Source organism: Photobacterium ganghwense (assembly GCF_017329545.1).
GTDB lineage: Bacteria > Pseudomonadota > Gammaproteobacteria > Enterobacterales > Vibrionaceae > Photobacterium > Photobacterium ganghwense.
Window position 1 is genome coordinate 439684 of sequence record NZ_CP071325.1, and the last position, 23407, is coordinate 463090.

20 protein-coding genes and 8 tRNA genes are annotated in these 23407 nt (G+C 55.2%); 10 read left to right on the forward strand and 18 right to left on the reverse strand.

What is annotated here, in order from left to right; genetic code table 11:
• Positions 1 to 505 precede the first annotated feature (505 nt).
• The 5 genes from FH974_RS02150 to FH974_RS02170 all read left to right on the forward strand — a co-directional run bounded on the left by FH974_RS02150 (position 506) and on the right by FH974_RS02170 (position 9358).
• On the forward strand, positions 506 to 2710 hold the full coding sequence (locus tag FH974_RS02150; protein WP_053061961.1) for a prolyl oligopeptidase family serine peptidase: 2205 nt from the start codon (positions 506 to 508) through the stop codon (positions 2708 to 2710).
• Between the two features lie 110 nt (positions 2711 to 2820).
• Positions 2821 to 4965: a TonB-dependent hemoglobin/transferrin/lactoferrin family receptor gene (locus tag FH974_RS02155; protein WP_047887872.1), complete on the forward strand. Its 2145-nt coding sequence runs from the start codon at positions 2821 to 2823 to the stop codon at positions 4963 to 4965.
• Between the two features lie 11 nt (positions 4966 to 4976).
• Entirely contained in the window at positions 4977 to 7298 is a 2322-nt protein-coding gene (locus FH974_RS02160) for a proprotein convertase P-domain-containing protein (protein ID WP_242551875.1), read from the forward strand.
• Positions 7299 to 7314: 16 nt separating this feature from the next.
• On the forward strand, positions 7315 to 8784 hold the full coding sequence (locus tag FH974_RS02165; RefSeq protein WP_207103465.1) for an Lcl C-terminal domain-containing protein: 1470 nt from the start codon (positions 7315 to 7317) through the stop codon (positions 8782 to 8784).
• Between the two features lie 10 nt (positions 8785 to 8794).
• The gene (locus FH974_RS02170; protein ID WP_207103466.1) at positions 8795 to 9358 is read left to right on the forward strand and encodes an Lcl C-terminal domain-containing protein; all 564 of its coding nucleotides are present in this window, start codon (positions 8795 to 8797) and stop codon (positions 9356 to 9358) included.
• Between the two features lie 249 nt (positions 9359 to 9607).
• Here the strand turns inward: FH974_RS02170 and FH974_RS02175 are convergent.
• The 11 genes from FH974_RS02175 to mutY form a co-directional block, all read right to left on the reverse strand.
• Positions 9608 to 9683 (reverse strand) — tRNA-Asn (locus FH974_RS02175).
• A gap of 43 nt (positions 9684 to 9726) precedes the next feature.
• Positions 9727 to 9802, reverse strand: a tRNA-Phe gene (locus FH974_RS02180).
• Between the two features lie 32 nt (positions 9803 to 9834).
• Positions 9835 to 9910: transfer RNA gene (locus FH974_RS02185), tRNA-Thr, on the reverse strand.
• A 43-nt stretch (positions 9911 to 9953) separates the two neighbouring features.
• Positions 9954 to 10029 (reverse strand) — tRNA-Asn (locus FH974_RS02190).
• Positions 10030 to 10072: 43 nt separating this feature from the next.
• Positions 10073 to 10148 (reverse strand) — tRNA-Phe (locus tag FH974_RS02195).
• Positions 10149 to 10180: 32 nt separating this feature from the next.
• Positions 10181 to 10256, reverse strand: a tRNA-Thr gene (locus tag FH974_RS02200).
• Positions 10257 to 10299: 43 nt separating this feature from the next.
• Positions 10300 to 10375, reverse strand: a tRNA-Asn gene (locus FH974_RS02205).
• A gap of 49 nt (positions 10376 to 10424) precedes the next feature.
• A tRNA-Phe gene (locus FH974_RS02210) sits at positions 10425 to 10500 on the reverse strand.
• Positions 10501 to 10629: 129 nt separating this feature from the next.
• The gene (gene mltC / locus FH974_RS02215; RefSeq protein WP_047887456.1) at positions 10630 to 11763 is read right to left on the reverse strand and encodes a membrane-bound lytic murein transglycosylase MltC; all 1134 of its coding nucleotides are present in this window, start codon (positions 11761 to 11763) and stop codon (positions 10630 to 10632) included.
• A gap of 115 nt (positions 11764 to 11878) precedes the next feature.
• Positions 11879 to 12151 (reverse strand): oxidative damage protection protein, encoded by a 273-nt coding sequence (locus FH974_RS02220; RefSeq protein ID WP_047887455.1) that lies wholly within the window; start codon positions 12149 to 12151, stop codon positions 11879 to 11881.
• A gap of 66 nt (positions 12152 to 12217) precedes the next feature.
• Positions 12218 to 13285: an A/G-specific adenine glycosylase gene (mutY, locus tag FH974_RS02225; RefSeq protein WP_207103467.1), complete on the reverse strand. Its 1068-nt coding sequence runs from the start codon at positions 13283 to 13285 to the stop codon at positions 12218 to 12220.
• A 162-nt stretch (positions 13286 to 13447) separates the two neighbouring features.
• Here mutY and trmB point away from each other — a divergent pair, with 162 nt between their 5' ends.
• The 3 genes from trmB to FH974_RS02240 all read left to right on the forward strand — a co-directional run bounded on the left by trmB (position 13448) and on the right by FH974_RS02240 (position 15858).
• A complete protein-coding gene (gene trmB / locus FH974_RS02230; protein WP_207103468.1) occupies positions 13448 to 14185 on the forward strand; it encodes a tRNA (guanosine(46)-N7)-methyltransferase TrmB in 738 nt (245 codons plus the stop codon).
• Between the two features lie 94 nt (positions 14186 to 14279).
• Positions 14280 to 15200: a glutaminase B gene (gene glsB / locus FH974_RS02235; RefSeq protein WP_047887452.1), complete on the forward strand. Its 921-nt coding sequence runs from the start codon at positions 14280 to 14282 to the stop codon at positions 15198 to 15200.
• 208 nt (positions 15201 to 15408) lie between these two features.
• On the forward strand, positions 15409 to 15858 hold the full coding sequence (locus tag FH974_RS02240) for a hypothetical protein (protein WP_146149707.1): 450 nt from the start codon (positions 15409 to 15411) through the stop codon (positions 15856 to 15858).
• Positions 15859 to 15926: 68 nt separating this feature from the next.
• Here FH974_RS02240 and hemW read toward each other — a convergent pair whose 3' ends face one another.
• The 7 genes from hemW to FH974_RS02275 form a co-directional block, all read right to left on the reverse strand.
• Complete coding sequence (gene hemW / locus FH974_RS02245; RefSeq protein ID WP_047887451.1) at positions 15927 to 17093, reverse strand: radical SAM family heme chaperone HemW; 1167 nt, start codon at positions 17091 to 17093, stop codon at positions 15927 to 15929.
• A gap of 4 nt (positions 17094 to 17097) precedes the next feature.
• Positions 17098 to 17691: an XTP/dITP diphosphatase gene (locus FH974_RS02250; protein WP_047887450.1), complete on the reverse strand. Its 594-nt coding sequence runs from the start codon at positions 17689 to 17691 to the stop codon at positions 17098 to 17100.
• Positions 17692 to 17783: 92 nt separating this feature from the next.
• Positions 17784 to 18221 (reverse strand): DUF4426 domain-containing protein, encoded by a 438-nt coding sequence (locus FH974_RS02255; RefSeq protein WP_047887449.1) that lies wholly within the window; start codon positions 18219 to 18221, stop codon positions 17784 to 17786.
• Positions 18222 to 18354: 133 nt separating this feature from the next.
• On the reverse strand, positions 18355 to 18648 hold the full coding sequence (gene yggU / locus FH974_RS02260) for a DUF167 family protein YggU (RefSeq protein WP_047887448.1): 294 nt from the start codon (positions 18646 to 18648) through the stop codon (positions 18355 to 18357).
• Entirely contained in the window at positions 18645 to 19199 is a 555-nt protein-coding gene (locus FH974_RS02265) for a YggT family protein (protein WP_047887447.1), read from the reverse strand. The genes yggU and FH974_RS02265 overlap by 4 nt, the downstream gene beginning before the upstream one ends.
• Before the next feature lie 13 nt (positions 19200 to 19212).
• Positions 19213 to 20031 carry a pyrroline-5-carboxylate reductase gene (gene proC, locus FH974_RS02270; RefSeq protein WP_047887446.1) on the reverse strand — a complete coding sequence of 273 codons (819 nt, stop codon included), beginning with the start codon at positions 20029 to 20031 and terminating at the stop codon, positions 19213 to 19215.
• A gap of 252 nt (positions 20032 to 20283) precedes the next feature.
• Positions 20284 to 21000, reverse strand: coding sequence for a YggS family pyridoxal phosphate-dependent enzyme (locus FH974_RS02275; RefSeq protein WP_047887445.1), 717 nt, complete (start codon positions 20998 to 21000; stop codon positions 20284 to 20286).
• Positions 21001 to 21023: 23 nt separating this feature from the next.
• On the opposite strand from FH974_RS02275, the gene FH974_RS02280 reads away from it, so the two are divergent.
• Positions 21024 to 22061, forward strand: coding sequence for a type IV pilus twitching motility protein PilT (locus FH974_RS02280; RefSeq protein ID WP_047887444.1), 1038 nt, complete (start codon positions 21024 to 21026; stop codon positions 22059 to 22061).
• 24 nt (positions 22062 to 22085) lie between these two features.
• On the forward strand, positions 22086 to 23192 hold the full coding sequence (locus FH974_RS02285) for a PilT/PilU family type 4a pilus ATPase (RefSeq protein WP_047887443.1): 1107 nt from the start codon (positions 22086 to 22088) through the stop codon (positions 23190 to 23192).
• The last annotated feature ends 215 nt before the right edge of the window (positions 23193 to 23407 follow it).

Consider the following 23407-nt stretch of genomic DNA (forward strand, 5'->3'; position numbering starts at 1 on the left):
CTCCGTTGTAGTTGCTCAAGGTGTGAGGGCAAGGTGTCACTGTGTGGATGTCGCTCAATATGTGTGTGCTTGCAATGAGAAGGGACAGGGTTTGCGGTCGGCTTCTAGGCCGGAAATGAATGTTTTCATCTGCCTCACCGGAAATGAGATGCGCCTTCGGATGTTTTCGTGTGTTTTTTAGCCATGTGGTAAAGGGATGTTCACCTTGTTGCGTGATCAACATCACAAAATGTCGTTATCACAATTAGGTTGATGATATTGATAATTGATCTCATTTTCATTTGGTCGCATGATTGCGGCCACTTTGCGGGTAGAATTTTGCTCTGCCTTTTCTTCTCTGGCCGGATAGTGCTGTGTTAAATGAACGCCTAAGTCTCATTTAAGACTGGATTTTTGCGGCGTTTGGTTTTTGTCTCTGGCGAGTTCGAACGCAATCGCGATGGAATTGAGCGCTTTGTTTGCTGAATGCCGGGGTTGGTTGCGGTGCGTTGCCATGGTCATGAGCATGGCCATAGCCAAGTGGTGTGGTGGTGTGGTGGTGAAAATGAAAACCGGAATGCGGACATTGATTGGAATGCTGATCATTGTCGGCTGCGTGCAGGTAAAGGCCGCAGATTCTGATGTTCGCGTTGTGACGGATACGACAGGCACAATACCCCTGAAAGGCGGGCCAGCAGACCCCACCTACCAGTGGCTGCGTGATGACAGCCGCCAGTCGCTGGCGGTGCGTCATTTTCTGGAGCAGGAGAACAGGCATACCGAGCAGGTTTTGCTGGAGCAGGCGAGTCTGGAGCAGACGTTGCTGACCGAATGGCAAGCCAGAACTAAACAGCCTGCGGAGCAGCCGTGGAGCCTACAAGGCCGTTTTGAATACCGCCTGGAGGCGGGGCATGCGATTGTGCGCCGGGAGGCGGGTTCCGCGCAGGCGCCACAAATTCTGGTGGATCTGGCGCAACGTGCGGCTACATCGGCGTATTACCAGCTTGGCAACTGGTCGGTCAGTCCGGACCATCGTTATGTGGCATTGGCTGAGGACCGGCGCGGCGATCGTCACCACAGGATCACGCTGCTGGATACCCATACTGCACGGATGATCGACACACCGCTACAGCAGGCGGCGACGGATCTGGTCTGGGCCAGTGACAGCCGGTCTTTATATTGGATCGCAAACGAGCGTGAGACCTACCGGCCTTACCGTGTGATGCGCTGGGATCTGGGGGCAAAGCAACAGCAGGAAGTGTATCGTGAGCCGGATCCTGCCTGGCTGGTGTCGCTATACCGCACTAGCGACACCGGTTTGGCGATCATTCAAAGCAACAGTCATAACGCCAGCGAACAGTTTCTGTTGGATCTGACTACTGGCCACCGTGGTACGCCGCTGCGTCCGCGTCAGGCCGGGATGGAATACTACGCAGATGTGCGCCACGGTCGCATGTACCTGTCGAGTAACTTGCACGGCGAGTTTGCCTTGTATCAGCGCAAGCTGGAATCAGTCACCCTCAACAGGAATGACGGAGATGAAGAGTCGGCCGGACCGACCGCCCAGGACTGGCAGCTTATCTGGCAGCCCGCGGTCGGTGAAGAGATCCGCAATTGGTATCTCTACCCTCAGCACATTGTGATCGAGACAGCCGTGCAGCAACACCATGATGTGGTGCTGCTGGATTATCAGGGGCGGGCGTGTTTCCGGCAGCGCATAACGCCGGAAGGCGGCGTGGCTTGGGTGTCAGGCAGCAAAACCCCGCACGATACCAAAGTGTGGATCCGTCGTATGTCGCTGTCTCAGCCCGCGCAATGGCTGACGCTGGATCTGGCCAGTGTGTCGCGGCCAGTGGTTCCGGGAGAGTCGGCGCTGCAACTGCGTCTCGAAGCCGAAGACCATTATGCCGGGCTTGATCCCCGTCTGTATCGCAGTGAGCAGATCGTGGTGCACCATGATGGTGTCGCCGTGCCTGTCTCGCTGGTTTATCGGGCGGATGCCCTCACACCGACCTCCGCAGTCGTGTTGTACGGGTACGGCGCTTACGGAACGCCGATGCGGCCATATTTTATGCCACAGATTCTTAGCCTGCTGGATCGCGGTATGGTTTATGCCATCGCTCATGTACGAGGCGGTGGTTATCTTGGGGAAGAGTGGTATCGGCAGGGGCGTGGCACCCTCAAACAGAATGGCATTGATGATTTTCGCGCGGTGGCCCAGACACTACGGCATTACCAGACTGGTCGGCAACGTCCGGTTCTGGCAATCGGCGGCAGTGCCGGTGGCACACTGGTGGCGGCCGCATTGAACCAGGCTCCGGCGCTGTTCCGTGCAGCGGTACTCCAGGTGCCTTTCTTGGACGTAGTCGCGACCATGTCGGATCCGGCTTTGCCGCTGACCCGACAGGAATACGCCGAGTGGGGCAACCCGGCCGATCCTGAGCAACGCCGTGCCATGCAGGCGTACAGCCCGCTCGACAACATTCAGCCGCAGGCGTATCCGCCGATGCTGGTCAGTGCCGGGCTGTATGACAGTCAGGTGCCGTACTGGGAAGCGGCCAGATGGGTCGCCAGAGTTCGCGAGCTGAGCCTGACGAAAGCGCATTATCTGCTGAGTACCAACATGCAGGGCGGGCACCAGCAGGACAGCCGTAAGGCGGCCGGACAGCAGGCGCGGGAGTATGCCTTTTTGATCCGTCAGGCGGCAAAAGCCGCGCCACACGCGCAGTAAAACACGTTTATCCCTTTATTTGCTTATCTGGCTGCCCTGGCAGCCGGAGGGGGCTGTTTTGTCCCATTTTTCTGTTTATCCACGATATTGAATTCACCTGGAGAACCACCATGCAGTTGAAGCCTGTCCCTCTGGCTCTGATGTCGATTTTTGGCTTGTCAGGCCCGGTTATCGCCGCCGGGGACGTTGTTGAGATCGCCCCTGTGATCGTTACCGCCAATAAAATTGAGCAGCCGCTGTCGCAAACACAGGGGTCAGTCGCTGTGCTGACCAGTCAGGACATTGAGCGGGAAGGCGCCACTGAGCTGTATGACGCGCTCAGCAATGAGCCGGGAGTGAGCGTAACCGGGGGAGCCGGCCGACCGCAGAACATCGTGATCCGCGGTATGACGGGGAACCGGATTGCGGTGGTGAAAGACGGTGTGCGGGTCGCCGACGGCTATGGCGCAAATGACATTAACGATGTCGCCGGTCGCAACAGTTTCGATCTGGGCGATATCCGGCAGGTGGAAGTGGTCAAAGGGGCGGGCTCATCTTTGTACGGCTCGGGCGCGATCGGCGGTGTGGTTGTCCTGACGTCCAAATCACCGCAGGACTATCTGGGCAAAGAGGACGGTTACCTCAGTGCTGAGGCCGGTTTTGCCGGGATCAGCGACAAGTACACCACCACGGTCACGGCAGCCAAGCGTCTGGGCGACACGGAGCACCTGGCGCGGGTCAGTTACTGGAACGGCAATGAAACCAAAAATTTTGCTGAGGATCTGTACCTGCGTGATATCGAGGGGTACAGCGCGGCGTTGACCAGCGAATGGTTCATGACGGATGCCTGGCTGCTGACCGGAAAGATCAACGTGTTCCGCGAAGAGATGATCCGTAACGAAGGGATACCGCCGGTTCAGGAAGACGGCAATGGCTGGTATTCCAAGTCTTTCCACGAAGAAGCCGTGACACGGTCAGTGGAAGGTCGGATGGGCGCTGAATGGGAAGGTGACAGCCTGCTCGCGGATACTGCGGCTTTCAACATCTATTACCGCCGGACCGAGAGTCGGGATGATCTGGACGTTGCAATGAGCCGCCAGAGCCACCAAGATCTGGAGTATAAACGTCGTCTGAATGATTCCCGTCAGTTTACCGATACCCTTTACGGTAGTTCGGCGACGATGCAGAAGCAGTTTGAGACCGGTGCGGTCAGGCACAATCTGGCATGGGGGGTAGAGCTGGAGTGGCTGGAGCATGAACGCCCGATCAATAAGACCGTGAGTGACTCGAATGGCGTCAATACCAAAGTGTACAGCCCATTTGCGGGAGCCACGACGCAGCGGGGCGGTGCGTATCTGCATGACGTGATCGAGCTGGGCCAGTGGCGTGTTACCCCCGGTCTGCGCGTTGACTATCAACGGGTAACGGCAACGGATGCCAAGGATATCGGTGGTTTCTCGCTACATGATGCGACCAGCAGCGAGGTCTCTCCAAGCCTGTCAGTCGGATACCTGTGGACCGACACTTTCAACACCTACCTGAGCTATACCCATGGCTTCCGGGCGCCATCGTATGACAAAGCCTACGGTTACGTGCCGCATTTCAGCAGTGGCCTGAACAACTTCGTCATTATCCCTAACGCTGATCTGAAGGCGGAAACCAGCGATAACCTTGAGCTGGGGGCGAAGTACGATGACGGTGCGCTGTCGTTGTATGGCGCGGTGTTTTATTCCCGTTTCGATGATTTCATCGGCCATAAGACCGTCAACTGGGATGATGAACTGAAAGCATCACAGGTGCAGTACGTCAATCTGGACGGAGTGAAAACCTATGGTGCCGAGCTGACGGCCGGTTACTGGTTTAACAACCACTATCAGTTGGTGAGCAAGCTGGGGATTGTGGATGGGGAAGATGATAACGGTGAGCCGATCCGTTCGCTGACTCCTCTGGAAGGCAATACCCAGCTGAATTATCACAGCGACAAGCTGAATGCATTCGTGCGGGCGAATTATGCCGGCGCCATGAGCCGGACACCGACCTGTCAGGACAGCGCTAAGGTGGAACAGGAGTGCGCCACCACGTCCGGCTGGCTGACTATGGATCTGGGCGTCGGGTATCACTTCACGCCGGATTTGCGAGTCAACCTGACCGTGCACAACGTGCTGGACGATGAATATACCCGATACCAGGATGTGGCCGGTCTCGCCAAGAGCAACACGCTCTATTCCTCTGAACCGGGGCGCTATTTCAACGTAAATGCCCGATACAGTTTCTAGGAGATGCCGTGATGAGAACCTTTTTCCTTGCGGCAGCCGTTGCAGCCAGTTACCCGGCCTGGGCCAATGACGCTCAACCGCACCTGATTTACCCGACAGAGACGCCGGTCATTCTCAATGCAGAAGATGCCCTGCGTCTGGCACAGCGCCGTTTTCCCCACACGGAAACCCTGGTGCATCGCTACACCCGCACCAGCCTGCTGGGGACTCATTATAACTTTGTACAGCACAACAGCGCCGATCAGCCATGCGTTGGCGCCCTTGTTGTCACCACTGATCAACAAGGGCAGCTGTACCGGATTTTCAACAATCTGATTGACGATCCGGACGGCTGTGAACTGAATCTGCCGTTGCCGCCACGAGCACATCAGCTGGTGGCACCGCCGACCGGAGAGCCGGTGACGGCCTCAATGCGGGTGTTCGATCCGGATCCGCGTACTGCAACCGGTGAGGCCCTTGAAGCGCAAGCAAGCAGCTCTGCGGATGAGGAAAGCCAGGGCAACCTGGAAGGGATCGCGATCCCGGCGCACGCCTACCATCAGGCTGACGGGGTCGAAGTGACCCGGCAGGACGGCAGGCTGTATCTTGCCAACAGCCGGGTGATGGCCGTTGACCTGACGGAGCTAGCCAGCGAGGCGCAGACGCCGCTGCAAGGGCTGATCTCGGTCACTGAGAATGAAGATTTCCTGTTTAACCGTGAGCAAGCGGCATTTCGTGACGTTAATGCTTTTTTTCATCTTGATCACTCGCTGCAGTATCTGAATCAGCTCGGTTTTAGCGGGGAGAGGGCGCTGTTTAGCACGCCGCTGAAAGTGGATGCTCAGGGGGAATCAGGCAACAGCTCGACCTACCTGACGGATATCGGCGTCCTGACGATGGGGATCGGCGGGATCCCGGACAGTGAAGACGCGGATATTGTGCTGCATGAGCTGGGCCACGCAATCAACCATCAGCTGGTGCCGGACTGGAAAGACGGTGACAGTGACGGGATGGGCGAAGGATTCGGGGATTACTGGGCCGGTGCTTACAGCTTCTGGGCCCAGCGCGATCGGGCTGACAAGTTTGAACTGGATGTGTTTGCCAACTGGGACGGGTTGTCTGGTGTGCTCAAATCGCAGCGCTCACTCAACGATCAGGAGGCCCGTTATTTTCCGGCGTTTGATTATCGAGCCCATGTCTCGGTAATGGGGACGCTGAGCGATCAGCTGTGGTCAACGCCGCTGTTCCAGACCCTGAAGCAAGCTGTGGCGCAGTACGGTGAACCCGCATTCGATGAGTTTAACCGGATTGTGCTCGAAGGAATGGCGGGCATGGGGTACGGCGTGAAGATGTATGACCTGGCGCAATCGACCGTGGATGCTGCCAACCGCCTGTATCCGGAAAAAGCCTACGCCCGTTTGCTGAGCGCGCAATTTCAGTATCACCAAATTCTGCAGGATGGCGTGGTTGTCGCGCAGCGCTCCACACTACTGAGCAGCGAGGAGGGGCACACGGCGGTGTTGCCGGTGTCACTGGCAAACGTCAGCGGGCAGCCATTGGTCAGCTACCGCGCCGAGTTGTCGCTACCTTCGCTTGGCTGGCGGCAGGTGATTGAGCGGGAACATATTCCGACGGATGCGAGCGAGGCGCTGGCGCTGGATATCCCGCTGCCAGTCGGGTTGCAGTGCGGCAGCCCTCTGGTGCTGGACGCCGATATCAGGGTCAGCAAAAACGCCGATCAGCAACCTCTAAACCTGCACCAGCAGCTCTCGTTTATTTATGGGCAACCTGTCTTTGCCTTGCCGCTGCAGACACTTAATCGACCTCTGACCGATGCCCGGCTGTCAGCGCAACACGACAAGTTACTGCTGGGCGAAGATTTTTTTGTCATGACGGTGCCGATGACGGTACCAGGGGAAAGCAGCGTGGTTGACGACCACTTTGCGATTTATCTGGATCTCGCCCACCCGCAGTTTGCCGATCTGAAAGTGGTGGTGCGAACCCCGTCGGGACGCAGCCTCACGCTGTTGGATTATCAGCACAAGCCTGTTGCTCAGCATGAACAGCTTTTCACCCTGGCCAATACCCCGGAGCTGGAGAACTGGCTGGGCGAGTCGCTGAGCGGCAACTGGACGCTGGAGGTGACCGATCGGGTTGCCGGCCACCAGGGCCAGATTCACCGCTGGGGGATTGGACCTGTAACCACGTTCCGCTGCCCGGAAGCGGACAAAAAAGAAAGTAAAGAGCCCACACCGTCAGTATCGGGCTCCTCCGGTGGCAGTGTCGGACTGTACAGCCTGCTGGCTGGCCTGGTTCTGGCCGGGGTACGACGCAAGGCCAGACATCATCGATAACGACAGAGAGATTTTTATGAAAACAATGCAATTTGCGTTACTGCCGGTTGCCATCACCTTCGCCCTGGCGGGATGTGGTGGTTCGGGTGGTGGCAGCAGTCATGACAGCAACCAGAGCGGGAAAGATCATGGCGCGCCGACCTACGAGGTAGCCGGTGTGCTGCCATCGGCGGTGCTATCAGCACCGTTCACCGCTTGTGCGGATTTCAACCGCAACTGGGAGTGCGACAGTAACGAGCCAGCTGTCCGTTCGGAGCAGCCGATGTTTACGCTGGTAAGCACAGATATCAAAGTGAAGGCGTCACCGCTGCTGGTGAAGGCAACTATGAACCAGGCCACGGACCATGCCGGAGCGGCGGTGCTGCTGGTTACTCCGGCGGTGGGTGAGCGGCAGTCTAATCCGGTGAACGGCATTACAACCCTGGTAATGGGCGAGATGCTGATGGGCAGTCACAAAGAGCAGGCCATCGCCTCGGTGGCTGCCAGTCTCACCACGTTGGGGCTGACGCCACCGGCTGATTTACTCGGAAACAGCGATGATGCGGCATTGGCGGAACTGGATGAGCAGCTGGTGACAGTGCTGGCGAAAATGGCGATGCGTACGGAGCCTTACGACAAACTGGTCGGCAATGTGGCCAAGGGGCTGGCGATGTACGGCCGGGATATTCTGGCCGGTACTCTGACTGATGCGCAGTATGACGAGCTGGCGAGGCTGGGGGTCACTGCCGGTCAGGCCCTTAATGATACCGGTTTGAGCCGGCATTTGAATCTGGCGACGGGGCAGATGACCGCAGAACCGGATCCGGGGGCGCCGGGACAGGATGCCAGTTATGGTCTGGATGTGACGGATGGCGGTTTTCAGTTCACCAAGCTGGACAGCAAGGGTCAGCCATTGCCCGTCAGCAGTACAACCTGGCAGTGCGTCAGAGATGAGCGTACCGGACTGATCTGGGAGCATAAAGCTGATGACGCACGTTCCTACCGCGATAAAAACAGGATGTTTGCGTTTGAGACCGCCAGTCATCAACCGCACCAGAAAGAGATCGCGGCGGCTTCATGTAAGACCGATGGTGTGAGTGTGTGTACAACGCAGGAATATGTCACCCGGCTGAACCAAGATAACGTCTGTGGTAAGAGCAACTGGCGCCTGCCCACGCTCAACGAGCAGTACGACCTGCTGGATTTTGGTGAAACGGCGAAGGATGAACACGGTAATGTATACGGCCTGGACGTGGCCTATTTTGATGATCTGGTAACAGGGGCTGGTGATTTGCCGTACAGCATTTACTGGTCAGCAACAACCATTCACTCCGATCCGTCTTACACCAGTGGCAGGCAGATTCCGTTGTTATCGCAAATGTCCCTGATAGAAGACCAGACAATGTTGGGGGATATCAATGCTGGCTACTCAGTGTGTGACGCTGGCCAGACGGATGATGAATGCTCGTCGCCGACTGTGATTCTGGCTCGTATGGTTGCTGAATAGGAAATTGAATATGATGAAGAAAACGTTGATTGTACTGTCCTCTTTCCTCGCTGTCGCCGGACAGGCCAGTGCTGCCATGCAGTCTTGTTATACCGATGAGCCGGGGAGTGCGGCAGATATCCGTTTTCAGGATAACCGCAATGGTACGGTAACCGATTTAAAAACCCGCCTGGTTTGGCGTCGTTGCTTGGTTGGCACCACCTGGAATCAGGCAGACCAACGCTGTGAAGGCGAACCGACCGGATTTAAATGGAAAGCGGCGTTGTTCCATACTGAATACAATGAGCGAAATACTCAGTACGGCGGTATGAATAACTGGCGTATCCCCAATATCAAAGAACTGGTTAGCCTGCGTGAAGTGGCCTGTATTGCACCGGCGGTCAACCTCAAGGCGTTCCCAAGTTTTATCAATACAGATAATGATAAGTGGGATCCCAAGCGAACCGTATGGTCAGCAACGCCGAATCAGACGAGTCAGGAAATTGCCACATTTGGCCTAAGTGAGGGGCTGGTGGTGCACTACGGTTTTCAGGATCATGAACTGGGTGTGTTGTTGGTCAGCGACGGTCAATAAAGACGGGCAATAAACAACGAGTAAGCCGCAGCAATACGCTGCGGTTTTTTTGTTCTCTGGCGTTGGCTTTCTTTCGCCATTTATATTTATGATTTCTAGGCTTCTTCCTGAGACGTCTTTCTCTGGGGTATTCAATTGTGTGGAGACGGCTGCAACTGGGGGAGGAGAGGTGGGCAGAAGTGAGGATATCACTGAGTGGTTGTTAACAGGCATAAAAAAAGCCTCGTCCGAAGACAAGGCTTTTTAAAGTGGCTCCCCCTGCTGGACTTGAACCAGCGACATACGGATTAACAGTCCGCCGTTCTACCGACTGAACTAAGGGGGAATTGTTTGTTATCGGACGCGATAATCACGCATCTGATGAAATATGGTGCCTCGAGGCGGAATCGAACCACCGACACGAGGATTTTCAATCCTCTGCTCTACCGACTGAGCTATCGAGGCAAAAGTAAAGCGTTGCTTTACTTTGCAAATAATGGTGCCGACTACCGGAATCGAACTGGTGACCTACTGATTACAAGTCAGTTGCTCTACCTACTGAGCTAAGTCGGCACACGTTATTTTTTGTCCATCAGGATAAACCTGAGTGGAAATTTGGCTCCCCCTGCTGGACTTGAACCAGCGACATACGGATTAACAGTCCGCCGTTCTACCGACTGAACTAAGGGGGAATTGTTTGCTATCGGACGCGATAATTACGCATCTGATGAAATATGGTGCCTCGAGGCGGAATCGAACCACCGACACGAGGATTTTCAATCCTCTGCTCTACCGACTGAGCTATCGAGGCAAAAGTAAAGCATTGCTTTACTTTGCAAATAATGGTGCCGACTACCGGAATCGAACTGGTGACCTACTGATTACAAGTCAGTTGCTCTACCTACTGAGCTAAGTCGGCACACGTTATTTTTTGTCCATCAGGGTAAACCTGATTGGAAATTTGGCTCCCCCTGCTGGACTTGAACCAGCGACATACGGATTAACAGTCCGCCGTTCTACCGACTGAACTAAGGGGGAATCAACTTTTTACGTTATGTTGCTACCAGAGCACCACAATCAAAATTTATGGTGCCTCGAGGCGGAATCGAACCACCGACACGAGGATTTTCAATCCTCTGCTCTACCGACTGAGCTATCGAGGCAACGGAGCGCTATTAAACGGGTTTTCACTCTTTTCGTCAACCTCTTTTTCAGAAATTTTTGTGTTTACGTTTCGTTTGGTTGTTTTCTGAACGTTGTGGCCGATTTGTTGCTATTTCCTTGTCTATTAATCAAATTTTTCCCTGATTGAACTCTTTCTGAAAGCGCGTCACTTTCTGTAAATACCGTCTGGCTTCGGCTTTGGGATGCTTGTTGGTCAGTGCCCAATAAACCTGATTGGGTTGCAGGCGGTTTAAGTCGTTCATCGCCCGTTGCCGATCGCGGTGGAACGTATTTAAGACGCCGCCGGTACCACCGTTATAGGCGGAAATCATGCTGTAATGGAGCGACAGGGGATCGTTGACCGCTTTCAGGTACCGGGTTTTCAGCAGGTAAAAATAGGCCGTGCCGGTATCAATGTTTTTCGCCGGATCAAACAAATAGGCAGGGGTGGGTTTGCCCGATTTGTTCTTGACCAGCTTGAAGACATCAGCGCCTGCTGTATTCGGTACAACCTGCATCAGGCCATAAGCATTGGCATGGCTGACAGCATAGGGGTTGAAACTGCTTTCAGTTTTGATGATGGCGTAGATCAGATCTTCGGCAATGCCATAGCGGCGAGAGGCATCGCGAACTATGCTCGCGTACTTGTAACCGCGCTGATTGACGTGATCCGCGACCATCGGAATTTCCACATAGTAGACCTGATGAAAGCGCTCGGATCGTTTCTGCAGTTTGGCGTCGATCAGGTAGTCAGCAAACCGGTTCGCGCGCCAGCTCCATTCGATCGGTTTGCCTTCCTGATCGAGGATCTGTCCATAAAGGAATGGTTTTCCGTGCAGATCAATGGCGGAATCGGAGTACAGATCGACCCCGGCAGGATCATCCGGAGTCAGCAGGGTCGTCGCAATAGCGTCTTTCAGATGGCGGGTTGGATCTGTTTTGGCCACGGTTTCGACGATCACCACGCCGCGCTCAAAATCAACATGGGCCCGGCTCTGGTAGCCGTCGGTATATTTGACGTACTGACGCTTACTGGCGATGAGTGAATCATTGTCACCCCAATGGCGTTTGACCTGGCCACTGAACGAGTTGATCAAGCGGTCCAGAGCCGCCTCGTCCTTGGTGAACTGGCCGGGCAGCGGAGCCAGATTTTTAGCAAACCGGTTTGTGGTAGTGTAGTCGACGTCGTAAATTTTCTCGACAAACTCCCGGCTACAGCCGCTTAACAGCAGGACAGACAGAATTAGCGCGCGTACTTTCATGACACCCTGAAAATAAAAATGGCACCATTTGGAGATGCAAATGATGCCATTATCAATATGTTAGCGATGTTTGGCGAGCGAAAATGCCCGCCAAGGGCTTCAAATGTGACGCGATTTACTCGCTTGGCGGAGTGTAACCGTCGATGATCACATCCTGGCCTTCAAACAGAAACTTCACCATCTCAGTTTCCAGCAGCTTACGGTGCTCCGGATCCATCATGTTCAGCTTCTTCTCGTTGATCAGCATAGTTTGCTTGCCTTGCCACTCGGCCCAGGCTTCTTTCGAGATGTTGTCGAAAATACGCTTGCCCAGTTCGCCCGGGTACAGTTGGAAATCCAGGCCATCCGCTTCTTTCTTCAGGCGGGCGCAAAATACAGTACGGCTCATCGGGAAGCTCCTTAGTTAAACCTTTTTGAATTCGTCGCTCTTTATACCAGAGTGTCGCGACAGCATCTAGTTTTGCTGCCTGAGCTCGTAGCGCAGGCTTTCCAGGATCTGTTGCACCGGTGCCGCCAAGCCGATTTCGGCGGGTTGATTCAGGTTATACCACTGGCCGTGATGCGCATCGCTGACCATGTCAGGCAGTTGCGACAGGTGCATGCGAACCGGGATGATATCCAGGTGATAGTGACTGAAAGTGTGGCGGAAAGCGTGCAGCTGCTCGCTGGCACTGATCAGCGTGGTTTGCTGGCCTAAGCGCTGATCGACGATCTCATTCAGCTCGTCGCTGTCATGCTGCGGGAAACACCACAACCCGCCCCAGATACCCGTCGGCGGACGTTTCTCCAGCCATACCTGTTCGCCATGCTGAAGAATGGCAAACCAGGCCTGTTTTTCAGGCAAGGTTTTCTTGGGCTTTTTGCCCGGGAAATCAGCCTGACGTCCCTGAACTTTGGCCTGACAAAGGTGTGCGACCGGGCACAGCTCACATTTGGGCTTGCTGCGGGTACAAATCATCGCCCCCATGTCCATCATCGCCTGGTTATAGCGTTCGACACCCGCCGCCGGGGTGTTGGCTTCCGCAATTTCCCACAGGCGATTCTCAACCGGTTTTTTGCCCGGCCAGCCTTCTACTGCGTAACAGCGGGCGAGGGTGCGCTTGACGTTGCCATCGAGGATCGGATGGTGCTGCTTGAGTGACAGTGACAACACGGCCCCGGCGGTAGAGCGTCCGACACCGGGAAGTGCCATCACCTCTTCCAGCGTGGCTGGGAATTGGCCCTGATGGTGGTCAACGATATGCTTTGCGGCTTTGTGCAGGTTACGCGCCCGGGCGTAGTAGCCCAGCCCCGTCCACAGGTGCAGCACTTCGTCCTGCTTTGCCGCCGCCAGATCGGCTACCGTCGGGAAGCGTTCGAGAAAGCGTTCAAAATAGGGAATGACCGTCGCTACCTGAGTCTGCTGGAGCATGATCTCCGACAGCCACACTTTATACGGGGTTTTATTCTGTTGCCAGGGCAGGGTCTTCCGGCCGAATTTGTCATACCACGTTAAAATGGCATCTGAGAAGGTTTTGGTCACAGTTTCAAGCTCACTTTACTGACAGGCATGTTGGTCTGCCTTATTTTGAGCGTGATTGCACCACAAAGTCAGGTCGGCCGCAAACGATAGACTTGCACTTGCGCGATATCTTTGGATAATGCCGACGCTTAGTTTCTTTTCAGTTCTAGTGTAGGTAATACGATGAGCAAAGTTTCAAAAACCTCAGGCGAAGTCACCGTGTCTGAATTTAACGAAGACGGCAAGCTGATACGCAAAGTTCGTAGCTTTGTTCGTCGTGAAGGTCGACTGACAAAAGGGCAGGAGACGGCGCTGGAAACCAACTGGTCAGCAATGGGTATTGATTTTGCCAAGCAAATGCTGGACTGGAAAGAAGTCTATCACCGTGAAGCGCCAGTTGTACTGGAGATCGGTTTTGGTATGGGCGCATCGCTGGTAGAAATGGCGAAGAACGCACCGGAAAAGAACTTCATCGGCATTGAAGTGCACAGCCCGGGCGTGGGCGCATGCCTGATGGGTGCAGAAGAAGCGGGTCTGACTAACCTGCGCGTGATGTGTCACGATGCAGTAGAAGTGTTTGATTACATGATTCCGGACGGCAGCCTGGATACCGTTCAGCTGTTCTTCCCTGACCCATGGCACAAAGCTCGTCACCACAAGCGTCGTATCGTTCAGCCTGAGTTCGTTGAAATGGTGCGTAAAAAGCTGAAAATTGGTGGCATCTTCCACATGGCGACGGACTGGGAAAACTATGCCGAGCATATGGTGGAAGTGATGAACGTTGCACCGGGTTACCGCAATACGGCAACCGATGGCGATTACATTCCGCGTCCGGAAGACCGCCCGCTGACCAAATTTGAAGCCCGTGGCCACCGTCTGGGTCACGGTGTGTGGGATATGAAGTTCGTGCGCACCGAATAAGCCGTAGAATGCTATTCCCGCCCGATAGTAGCGGGCGTACAATGATGAAAGAAGCCAACCTCGGGTTGGCTTTTTTAGCCTTGGAGAACCTGTAATGAAGCCTACTGAGCAGTTGCTTGATGAAATTCTGGATGAAGTTCGGCCGTTGATTGGTCAGGGGAAAGTGGCGGATTATATTCCGGCGCTGGCCGAGGTACCGGCGAATAAGCTGGGCATCGCGGTGTGTTATAACGACGGGGAAATTATCCAGGCAGGCGACAGTGAAGAAGGTTTTTCAATTCAGTCAATCTCTAAGGTGCTGAGCCTGACGCTGGCCATGACCCTGTACGAGCCGGAGGAAATCTGGCGCCGGGTCGGTAAAGAGCCGTCCGGTCATGCGTTTAACTCCATGATTCAGCTGGAGCTGGAAAACGGCATTCCGCGTAATCCTTTCATTAATGCCGGTGCCCTAGTGGTGTCGGATTTGCTGCACAGCCGCTTGTCGGCGCCACAATACCGCATGTTGGAGCTGGTACGCAGCCTGGCGCAGAACCCCTGCATTGTGTACGACAAGGTGGTGGCCAATTCGGAGATGCAGCACAGCGATCGCAACGCTTCGATTGCCTATCTGATGCGCTCGTTTGGTAACTTTGACAATGAAGTGATGCCGGTACTGACCAACTATTTCAGTTATTGTGCGCTGAAGATGAGTTGTGTCGATCTGGCGCGAACGTTCAGCTATCTTGCCAACAAAGGGCTTCCTTTAGGCGCAAAAAAAACGATCATCACCCAGACTCAGAGTAAGCAGATCAATGCGCTGCTGGCGACCTGTGGACTGTACGACGGCGCAGGTGAGTTTGCGTACCGGGTCGGGATGCCGGGTAAATCCGGGGTCGGCGGCGGGATCATTGCGGTGGTGCCGGGCGAGATGACGATTGCTGTGTGGTCGCCGGAGCTGGATCCATCCGGCAACTCGCTGGCCGGAACGGCGGCACTGGAGCTTCTGGCCGAACGGATTGGCCGTTCTATTTTCTGAGTTCAGTCACCTTGGCTGAACCTGCTTGGGGATGCCTATGCTGTGTCTGAAACACGTCTGTTGTTCTGTTAACCAGCCTGAAAACCTGCGGCATGGACTGTCGCGCCGCGGGCTCTGTCTTTATCCTGTTTTCTCAGTTTTTGCATCGACTTTGGGCTCCTTCAGCCGCTGTGCTGAATTGCGTCCTGTTGCGGGTGTAAGAGCTGGCTTGGCTGTGGTATCGCTGGTACTGGCTTTGTTTTCTGTTCCTGCAACGGCTCAGGGCGCAGAGGCGCTGGAAGACAGTCGCCAACCTGCTCTGAAGAGCAAGGTTGAGGACAAGAGCAACCCCCCGCTTTGTCAGTTGCAGTGGCACAATCCCGTCAGCCTGCAGGACGACAACCTGACTCTCGAACTGGGTGGGGAAACCTTCAAGATCACATCCACTGGCCAGCTCTATTTTGGCATCCATCCGGTTAAACTGAATCCGCAGCAAACGACGGTACTGGCTGAGTATCACCGACTGATGCAGGATGATTTGCCGTTTGTTCTGTCGCATTCGCAGCTGATAGACGACGAGCTGTGCACGCGGGTAGCGGCCAGACAAGCCAAAGAAGGGGAAATTCAGTCACTGATTCCGGCGCTCAGGCGCTGGCAGAGTGTTTCGCTCGGGGAGTAACAGAGCGGGCATTGCAGCTGAGCACACGCATCAGCTGCAATGATCCAGCGAAAAGTCCCTGAAAGGGATTACGCGTCGTCTTCGTCGTCGACAAAAGCGGCGAGCAGATCATTGAGGAACAGTTTTCCTTGTTCCGTGATTTGCCAGCTGTCGCCGTGATCCGCCAGATAGTTTTTCTCCAGCGCCCACTCAATCGGTCCGGCAATGCTGGCCAGCGGCAGGCCGGTTCGCTCTACATAATCTTGTTTCGGGCACGCTTCAAGCAGCCGGAAACGGTTCATAAAGAACTCAAAGGGACGCTCGCCGGCGGCAACCTGAGTCTCCTGATCCAGGTATGGCTTGGCCGGATTCAGGTAGCCGCGCGGGTGCTTCACCTTGACCGTACGGGTAATCGTGCCGTCAGGGAAACTGATCTTCCCGTGGGCCCCGCAGCCAATCCCCAGATAGTCACCAAAGCGCCAGTAATTGAGGTTGTGGCGGCACTGCACGCCCGGCTTGCTGTAGCCGGAAATCTCATATTGCACATAGCCGGCTTCGCGCAGCAACTCATGGCCCTGCTCGAAGATATCCCACAGCTCATCATCATCCGGCAGTACCGGAGGCTTGGAGTAGAACAGGGTGTTCGGCTCAATGGTCAGCTGATACCACGACAGGTGCGGCGGGTTGAGTGCGATCGCCTGGCGCAGATCCGACAGGGCGTCTTCGACACTCTGATCCGGCAGGCCGTGCATCAAATCGATGTTGAAGCTGTTGAGCCCGGCCTCTTCGGCCAGCCCTGCCGCCCGAATGGCTTCCTGGCTGCCGTGAATGCGACCCAGGCGTTTGAGCTTCTCATCCTGAAAACTCTGCACCCCGATAGAAATGCGGTTGACTCCCGCTTGGCGGTAGGCCGTAAACCGTCCGGCTTCCACCGTCCCCGGGTTGGCTTCCATGGTGATTTCAATGTCGTCACTGAACGGAATGCGCGCTTTAACCGCCTCAAGTAACCGGCCGATTTCAGCCGGTGCGATCAGGCTTGGCGTGCCGCCACCAATGAAGATCGAATGCAGCGGGCGCGTACTGTGCTCCAGCCCGTATGCGGCCAGATCTGTGTCCAGATCGTCGATCAGGGCGTCAATGTAATCCAGCTCCGGAATGTCAGCCTTGAGGGCGTGGGAGTTGAAATCACAGTACGGGCATTTCTGCACACACCATGGAATGTGGATGTACAGGCTCAGTGGCGGTGGAACAAGCATAGTGTCAGGCATCCTTCAGGGCAGCGAACAGCTTCGACAGAGCCTGGCCGCGGTGCGAAAGTTGTTTCTTGCGTGCCGGAGCCAGCTCGGCCGAGGAGCACTGATCTTCCGGTACCCAGAAAATCGGGTCGTAGCCAAAACCGTTTTCGCCGCGGGTCTCGGTCAGGATGCTGCCTTCCCAGGTTCCGTGGCAAACCAGCGGTGTTGGGTCGTCAGCGTGACGCATCATGACCAGCACGCAATGGAAACGGGCGGTGCGCTGCTCTTCCGGCACGCCGTCCATTGCTGCGAGCAGCTTTTGCAGGTTGTCTTCATCAGAGGCCTCTTCTCCGGCAAAGCGCGCGGAGTAGATCCCCGGTGCACCCTGCAGGAAGTCGACTTCCAGGCCAGAGTCGTCGGCAATAGCCGGCAGGCCGGTTTCTTTGGCAGCGTGACGAGCCTTGATAATGGCATTTTCGACAAAGGTGGTGCCGGTTTCAGCGACTGATGACACGTTGTAATCGCTCTGGGCAACAACATCAAAACCAAAGTCTGCCAGCAGGCTGGCCATTTCTCTGACTTTGCCCTGATTCCCGGTAGCCAGTACCAATTTGCTCATCACAGTTCCTCGCAAGGGTTGAAAGAGGCGCTATCTTATCTTACTGCCCGGAAATTGAAAGGGGCCGTTTCGGCCCCTGTCGTGGATGTGGTTCAGTCAACAAAGAAGGTTTGCTGGAAGGCCAGGTTGCCGCTGGCGCCAGTGGCATGAATTTCAATCGAGAAATTAAAGCTTTCCTCGTTGGCGTGTTTGATTTCCGCGATGTAGTAAATGGCCTCGCCCTCGCGCACTTCGCGGAAAGAGAGATTTTTCACGCTGCCCAGCAGGTTTTTGGCAGTCCCGCTCAGGACGGCCTGAACCGCGGGTTTACCCGGCTGGCTGCTGTCGAGCACGGTAATGTTGATGACGGCAGAGTAGCGGCTACGCTGAATCTTGTAAGTGCTGGCGATATCCGGAGTGAGGAAGGTGGAAGGAAAGCTGGAGTAATGCACTTCCAGATTACGGATTTGCTTGGTTTGTTCGGCACTGGCTGGCAGGGCAGTGAGTAGAGAGGCCAGTAAAAGTGCCATCAGGCTGAAAAATCGAGTCATATTATTATCCTTCTTGAACGCCACAGGTGGGAACCGAACCCTACCAGCCATGTGGGCATGTGTCCTTTAGTATAGTTGAGATAGCAGTCAGCCCGGCGCCGAAACGGCCGCCGGGCTGACTGGATAAGCAGTGTTACAGCAGGGTGGTGATGGTGTCGGGGATTTCTCGTGGCGCTTCAATCAGCACCTGCTTATGGCGTCCGAGTTCCCCTTTCTCGATAACGACCTGTCCCTTGGCGACGCGGAACAACTTGGCCAGGTACTTGGTCAGGTGGGCGTTGGCCTTACCATCAATCGGTGGTGCTGTAATGGCCACTTTCAGCTCGTCGCCGTGCAGGCCAACCAGCTGATCGCGGCTGGCTTTCGGCTGAATATACAACCGAAGCCGCAAATCATCACCGCTGCGTGTCACTGCCTGCGTGGTCATAGTTGGTACCAGATTGGCCCCACCATGTCACCAATCAGCATATTGGCGAACTGCAGACCGATAAACAGAATCAGTACACTTAGATCCAAGCCGCCCATCGACGGAATCACCCGGCGAATCGGTGCGGTCATTGGTTCTGTCAGCTGGTGCATGACGTATTCGATCGGGCTGCGGCCCTGGCTTACCCAGCTCAGGATGGCGCGTAGCAGCAATACCCAGAACACCAGGCCACCGGCTGCTTTAAGGAGTGACAGCGCGCCGACCCACAGGTATTCGGGAGTCAGGAGCAGACCACCGCCAAGCACCAACTGGAGCACCACAAATTTCGCCATACTCAGGAGATAAGCCAGCAGCAGGGTTGCCATATCCAGCGAGCCGATAGACGGGATCAGGCGGCGCAGCGGGCCGACAATCGGCTGAGTTGCTTTCACGATGAACTGGGAAAACGGGTTATAGAAGTCCGCTCGTACCCACTGAAGCCAGATACGCAGCAGGACCACCATGATAAAGAGGTCGAACAGAGTACTGACGAGAAAACCAAGTGCATTCATAATTTACTAAACCTTAAAATAGCGTTTCCATCTCTTGGGCGCGGGCTACCGCAGCACGCATTGCTTTGGCTACGGTATCACTAAGCTGCTCTTCATTAAATGTGCGGATTGCTTCCGCCGTGGTGCCGCCTTTTGACGTCACCTGCTCACGCAGGGTCGACAGTTCAATATCCGGATTCGCGACGACCATTTCGGCGGCGCCCAGGGCTGCTTGCTGAACCAGCAGGCGGGCTTGCTCAGAACTGAACCCTTGCTTGACGGCTTCAGCCTGCATCGCTTCCATGAACAGGAAGAAATAAGCCGGTGCACTGCCTGCAGCAGCAATAATACCGTTGATTGCTGATTCTTGCTCTACCCAACAGATCTCACCGACAGCTTTCATTAAGTTACCGGCAAATTGGCGATCGTTCGGATTCAGATCCGGTGAGGCGTACAGGCCGCTCATGCCTTTGCCGATCAAAGACGGCGTGTTTGGCATCACACGGACCAGATTCAGACGGGTGGCCAGCATCTCATTGAGACGTGCCGCGCTGATCCCGGCGGCGATCGATATCACCAGCTTGCCGGAAAAGTCGAGGATCTGAAGTGGGCGGCAGACATCTTCCATCAGCTGCGGTTTCACGGCCAGAACAATCACGTCGGCCTCAGAAGCCGCCTGCAGGTTATTGTCAGTAGTGTGAATTCCATAATCGCGGGCCAGCGGCTCACGTCGCTCAGGGCTGGGTGCTGTCGCGGTGATTTTCTCCGGTGCGTAACCGCTGACCACCAGACCGGCAATGATAGAGCGGGCCATGTTACCGGCGCCGATAAAAGCAATGGTGCGTTGTTCCATGTTCATTCCTTATGAGGGTGCTGGACCGGGAAGGGTAAAACGGGTGTCCTTCCTGGACGAATTATACCTAGATTGTTTCTGATACGGTTTGCGGATGCGACGGCGTGTGACCTTTGTCCTTTCCCGTTTGGCTGACGGTGCCGCTTGGCATCTGCTGTTCGATCCTTTGTTTGCATCAGAGCTTGCGAGAACACGTTCCTTTCAGCTGTTTTTGTCTGTGGCGTTTCACAGTAAAACGCCACAGTCAGGGCGTTACTGGGACGTCTTCTCGCCGTAGTCACGAGCGCCGAAAATGGCGGTACCGATACGCACTATGGTACTGCCGGCCGCCACGGCGGCGTCCAGATCGCCGCTCATTCCCATCGACAGGGTATCCATCTGCGGATGGAGTGTTTTCAGGGTCTGCATGGCATCCGCCAGGCTCTGGAACGCAGCCAGCTGGCTGTCATAGTCATCCGCTTTTTCCGGAATTGACATCAGACCGCGCAGCACCAGATTCGGCATGGCGGCCACTTCATCGGCCAGGGCGGCCAGTTCAGCAAAGGCCAGGCCGGACTTCGTGGCTTCACCGCTGGTGTTAACCTGCAGCAGGACATTCAGCGGAGCCATGTCAGCCGGGCGTTGTTCACTCAGGCGGCGGGCAATTTTGGCGCGGTCGACGGAATGGACCCAGTCAAAATGCTCGGCAATCGGCCGGGTTTTGTTGGACTGAATCGGCCCGATGAAATGCCAGCTCAGTGCCGCTGCGTTCTCGCTATCGGAAAAATGCTGAATTTTTTCAACGCCTTCCTGGACATAGTTTTCGCCAAATGCCCGCTGGCCGGCGGCAATGGCTTCTTCGATTGCGGCAATAGGTTTGGTTTTGCTTACCGCCAGCAGTTGCACGGAATCGACTGGTCGACCGCATTTTTCTGCCGCCAGGCCAATCTGAGAGATGACCTGTTCAATGTTTTGTTTGATACTACTCATAATTGATTCTGTTGGGAAAATTTATGGATATCACCGAACTACTGGACTTTAGTGTAAAGCATAATGCCTCGGATCTGCACCTCTCTGCGGGAGTTCCGCCGATGATTCGGGTAGATGGCGATGTTCGTAAACTGAGCTTGCCATCACTGGATCACAGTGAAGTACACCGCCTGGTGTTTGACATTATGAACGATGCCCAGCGGCGCGAGTTTGAAGAAAAGCTCGAAGTCGATTTCTCGTTCGAGCTGCCGGACGTCGGGCGGTTTCGTGTGAATGCCTTTCATCAGTCACGGGGATGCGCAGCGGTTTTCCGAACCATCCCGGTGCATGTGCCGACACTGGAATCACTGAAAGTGCCGGACATATTCTATCAGATCGCCCAATGCCAGCGCGGGCTGGTGCTGGTTACCGGGGCAACCGGCTCCGGTAAATCCACCACGATTGCTGCGCTGGTCGATTACATCAATGAAAACTATAACCGCCATATCCTGACGATTGAAGATCCGGTGGAGTTTGTTCACCACGGCAAACGTTGCCTGATTAACCAGCGTGAAGTACACCGCGATACCCACAGTTTCCACAATGCACTGCGCTCTTCCCTGCGTGAAGACCCGGATGTGATTGTGGTGGGGGAATTGCGTGATCAGGAAACCATCAGTCTGGCGCTGACCGCAGCAGAAACCGGCCACCTTGTGCTGGGCACTCTGCACACCAGCTCGGCGGCCAAAACCGTCGATCGGATCATTGATGTCTTCCCGGGGAACGACAAGGCGATGGTGCGTTCTATGTTGTCTGAGTCGCTGCGGGCGGTGGTATCGCAGAGCCTGCTCAAATGTACCAGCGGAGGCCGAATTGCGGCGCATGAAGTCATGATGGCGACCCCGGCTATCCGTAACCTGATTCGTGAAGACAAAGTGGCCCAGATGTATTCCATGATCCAGACCGGCTCATCCGTCGGGATGCAGACCATGGAGCAAAGTGTCCGGATGCTGGTGGCTCAGGGGCAGGTTGAGGCGGAAGAAGGACGCCGGGTCGTCGACAACGCGTTTGCGCAGTTTTAATCATTTCGTTTCCCGGGAGGGGATATGACATTACAGGATGCGCTGAATGAAATGGTCAGTAGCAAAGCCTCCGATTTGTACATCACGGTGGAAGCGCCATGTCTGCTGAAAATCGACGGTAATCTGCACCCGTTGGGGCAGGCGCTGGATCGTCCGGCGATTGACCGGATGTTCAGCGAAGCCATGGACGACGCGTTGTATCAGGAGTTTTGTGCCACTAAAGAAGCAAACTTTGCGCTGGTACGCGGCGAGTACCGGTTCCGGGTCAGTGCCTTCTGGCAGCGGGAGCTGCCGGGCATGGTGATCCGGCGGATTGAAACCGATATCCCGGACATTTTTGCCCTTAACTTGCCGATGGACATGCAGAAGATGGCACTGGCGAAGCGGGGGCTGGTGCTGGTGGTCGGGGCGACCGGCTCGGGCAAATCCACGTCACTGGCGGCTATGACCGGCTACCGTAATGCCAACCGTAGCGGTCACATTCTGACGGTGGAAGATCCGATTGAGTTCGTGCACAAGCATAATAAGTGCATCGTGACCCAGCGCGAAGTCGGCTTGGATACGGAGAGCTACGAGGTGGCGCTCAAGAACTCGCTGCGCCAGGCTCCTGACATGATTCTGATTGGCGAAATCCGGACCCGGGAAACCATGGAATATGCCATGAACTTTGCCGAAACCGGGCACCTGTGTATGGCGACCTTGCATGCCAATAATGCCAACCAGGCGTTGGAGCGTATTCTCCATCTGGTTCCGAAAGAGCGGCGGGATCAGTTTTTGTTCGATTTATCACTGAACCTGAAATGTATTCTGGCTCAGCAGCTGATCCCGGATGCCCACGGTATGGGACGGCACGGTGCCTTTGAGCTGTTGATCAACACGCCACGGGTTGCGGATCTGATCCGTCGGGGTGAGCTGCACGAAATCAAGGACACCATGGCGAAATCAGCCCAGTCGGGGATGATGACGTTTGATCAGTCTCTGTATGACCTCTATAGCGCCGGCAAGATCACGGAGCAGGACGCTTTGCACCATGCCGATTCGGCCAACGATCTGCGACTGATGATTAAAGTCGGCAACAAACATCATCAGGCAAACAGCAGCTTGGATGGGGTCACGATCGATATGGACTGAGTCGGTATTAAAAAGCTTACTATGTGTAAAAAGCTTTAGGGTTACTATGATCCTAAAGCTTTTTTATTGTCATGATGTTTTTAATCATCTGATTTTAAACATTTTGTGTTGTTTTTTTATTTTGGCTGTACAGCTTGTGGAGCTTTTGGGTTCCTGTAGTCAAAAAGCTGTACAGGCTGATCAGGCCGCAGAACACGCGGGATCAGGATGATCGG

Coding starts and splice junctions, on each gene's coding strand:
- hemW (WP_047887451.1), bottom strand. CDS start 17,093: ATGCTTGTTCCACCGCCACTGAGCCTGTACATCCACATTCCATGGTGT.
- glsB (WP_047887452.1), top strand. CDS start 14,280: ATGAAGCCTACTGAGCAGTTGCTTGATGAAATTCTGGATGAAGTTCGG.
- proC (WP_047887446.1), bottom strand. CDS start 20,031: ATGGAACAACGCACCATTGCTTTTATCGGCGCCGGTAACATGGCCCGC.
- FH974_RS02265 (WP_047887447.1), bottom strand. CDS start 19,199: ATGAATGCACTTGGTTTTCTCGTCAGTACTCTGTTCGACCTCTTTATC.
- FH974_RS02220 (WP_047887455.1), bottom strand. CDS start 12,151: ATGAGCCGTACTGTATTTTGCGCCCGCCTGAAGAAAGAAGCGGATGGC.
- FH974_RS02160 (WP_242551875.1), top strand. CDS start 4,977: ATGAGAACCTTTTTCCTTGCGGCAGCCGTTGCAGCCAGTTACCCGGCC.
- yggU (WP_047887448.1), bottom strand. CDS start 18,648: ATGACCACGCAGGCAGTGACACGCAGCGGTGATGATTTGCGGCTTCGG.
- FH974_RS02250 (WP_047887450.1), bottom strand. CDS start 17,691: ATGAGCAAATTGGTACTGGCTACCGGGAATCAGGGCAAAGTCAGAGAA.
- FH974_RS02150 (WP_053061961.1), top strand. CDS start 506: ATGGCCATAGCCAAGTGGTGTGGTGGTGTGGTGGTGAAAATGAAAACC.
- mltC (WP_047887456.1), bottom strand. CDS start 11,763: ATGAAAGTACGCGCGCTAATTCTGTCTGTCCTGCTGTTAAGCGGCTGT.
- FH974_RS02275 (WP_047887445.1), bottom strand. CDS start 21,000: ATGAGTAGTATCAAACAAAACATTGAACAGGTCATCTCTCAGATTGGC.
- FH974_RS02170 (WP_207103466.1), top strand. CDS start 8,795: ATGATGAAGAAAACGTTGATTGTACTGTCCTCTTTCCTCGCTGTCGCC.
- FH974_RS02255 (WP_047887449.1), bottom strand. CDS start 18,221: ATGACTCGATTTTTCAGCCTGATGGCACTTTTACTGGCCTCTCTACTC.
- FH974_RS02165 (WP_207103465.1), top strand. CDS start 7,315: ATGAAAACAATGCAATTTGCGTTACTGCCGGTTGCCATCACCTTCGCC.
- trmB (WP_207103468.1), top strand. CDS start 13,448: ATGAGCAAAGTTTCAAAAACCTCAGGCGAAGTCACCGTGTCTGAATTT.
- FH974_RS02155 (WP_047887872.1), top strand. CDS start 2,821: ATGCAGTTGAAGCCTGTCCCTCTGGCTCTGATGTCGATTTTTGGCTTG.
- FH974_RS02285 (WP_047887443.1), top strand. CDS start 22,086: ATGACATTACAGGATGCGCTGAATGAAATGGTCAGTAGCAAAGCCTCC.
- FH974_RS02280 (WP_047887444.1), top strand. CDS start 21,024: ATGGATATCACCGAACTACTGGACTTTAGTGTAAAGCATAATGCCTCG.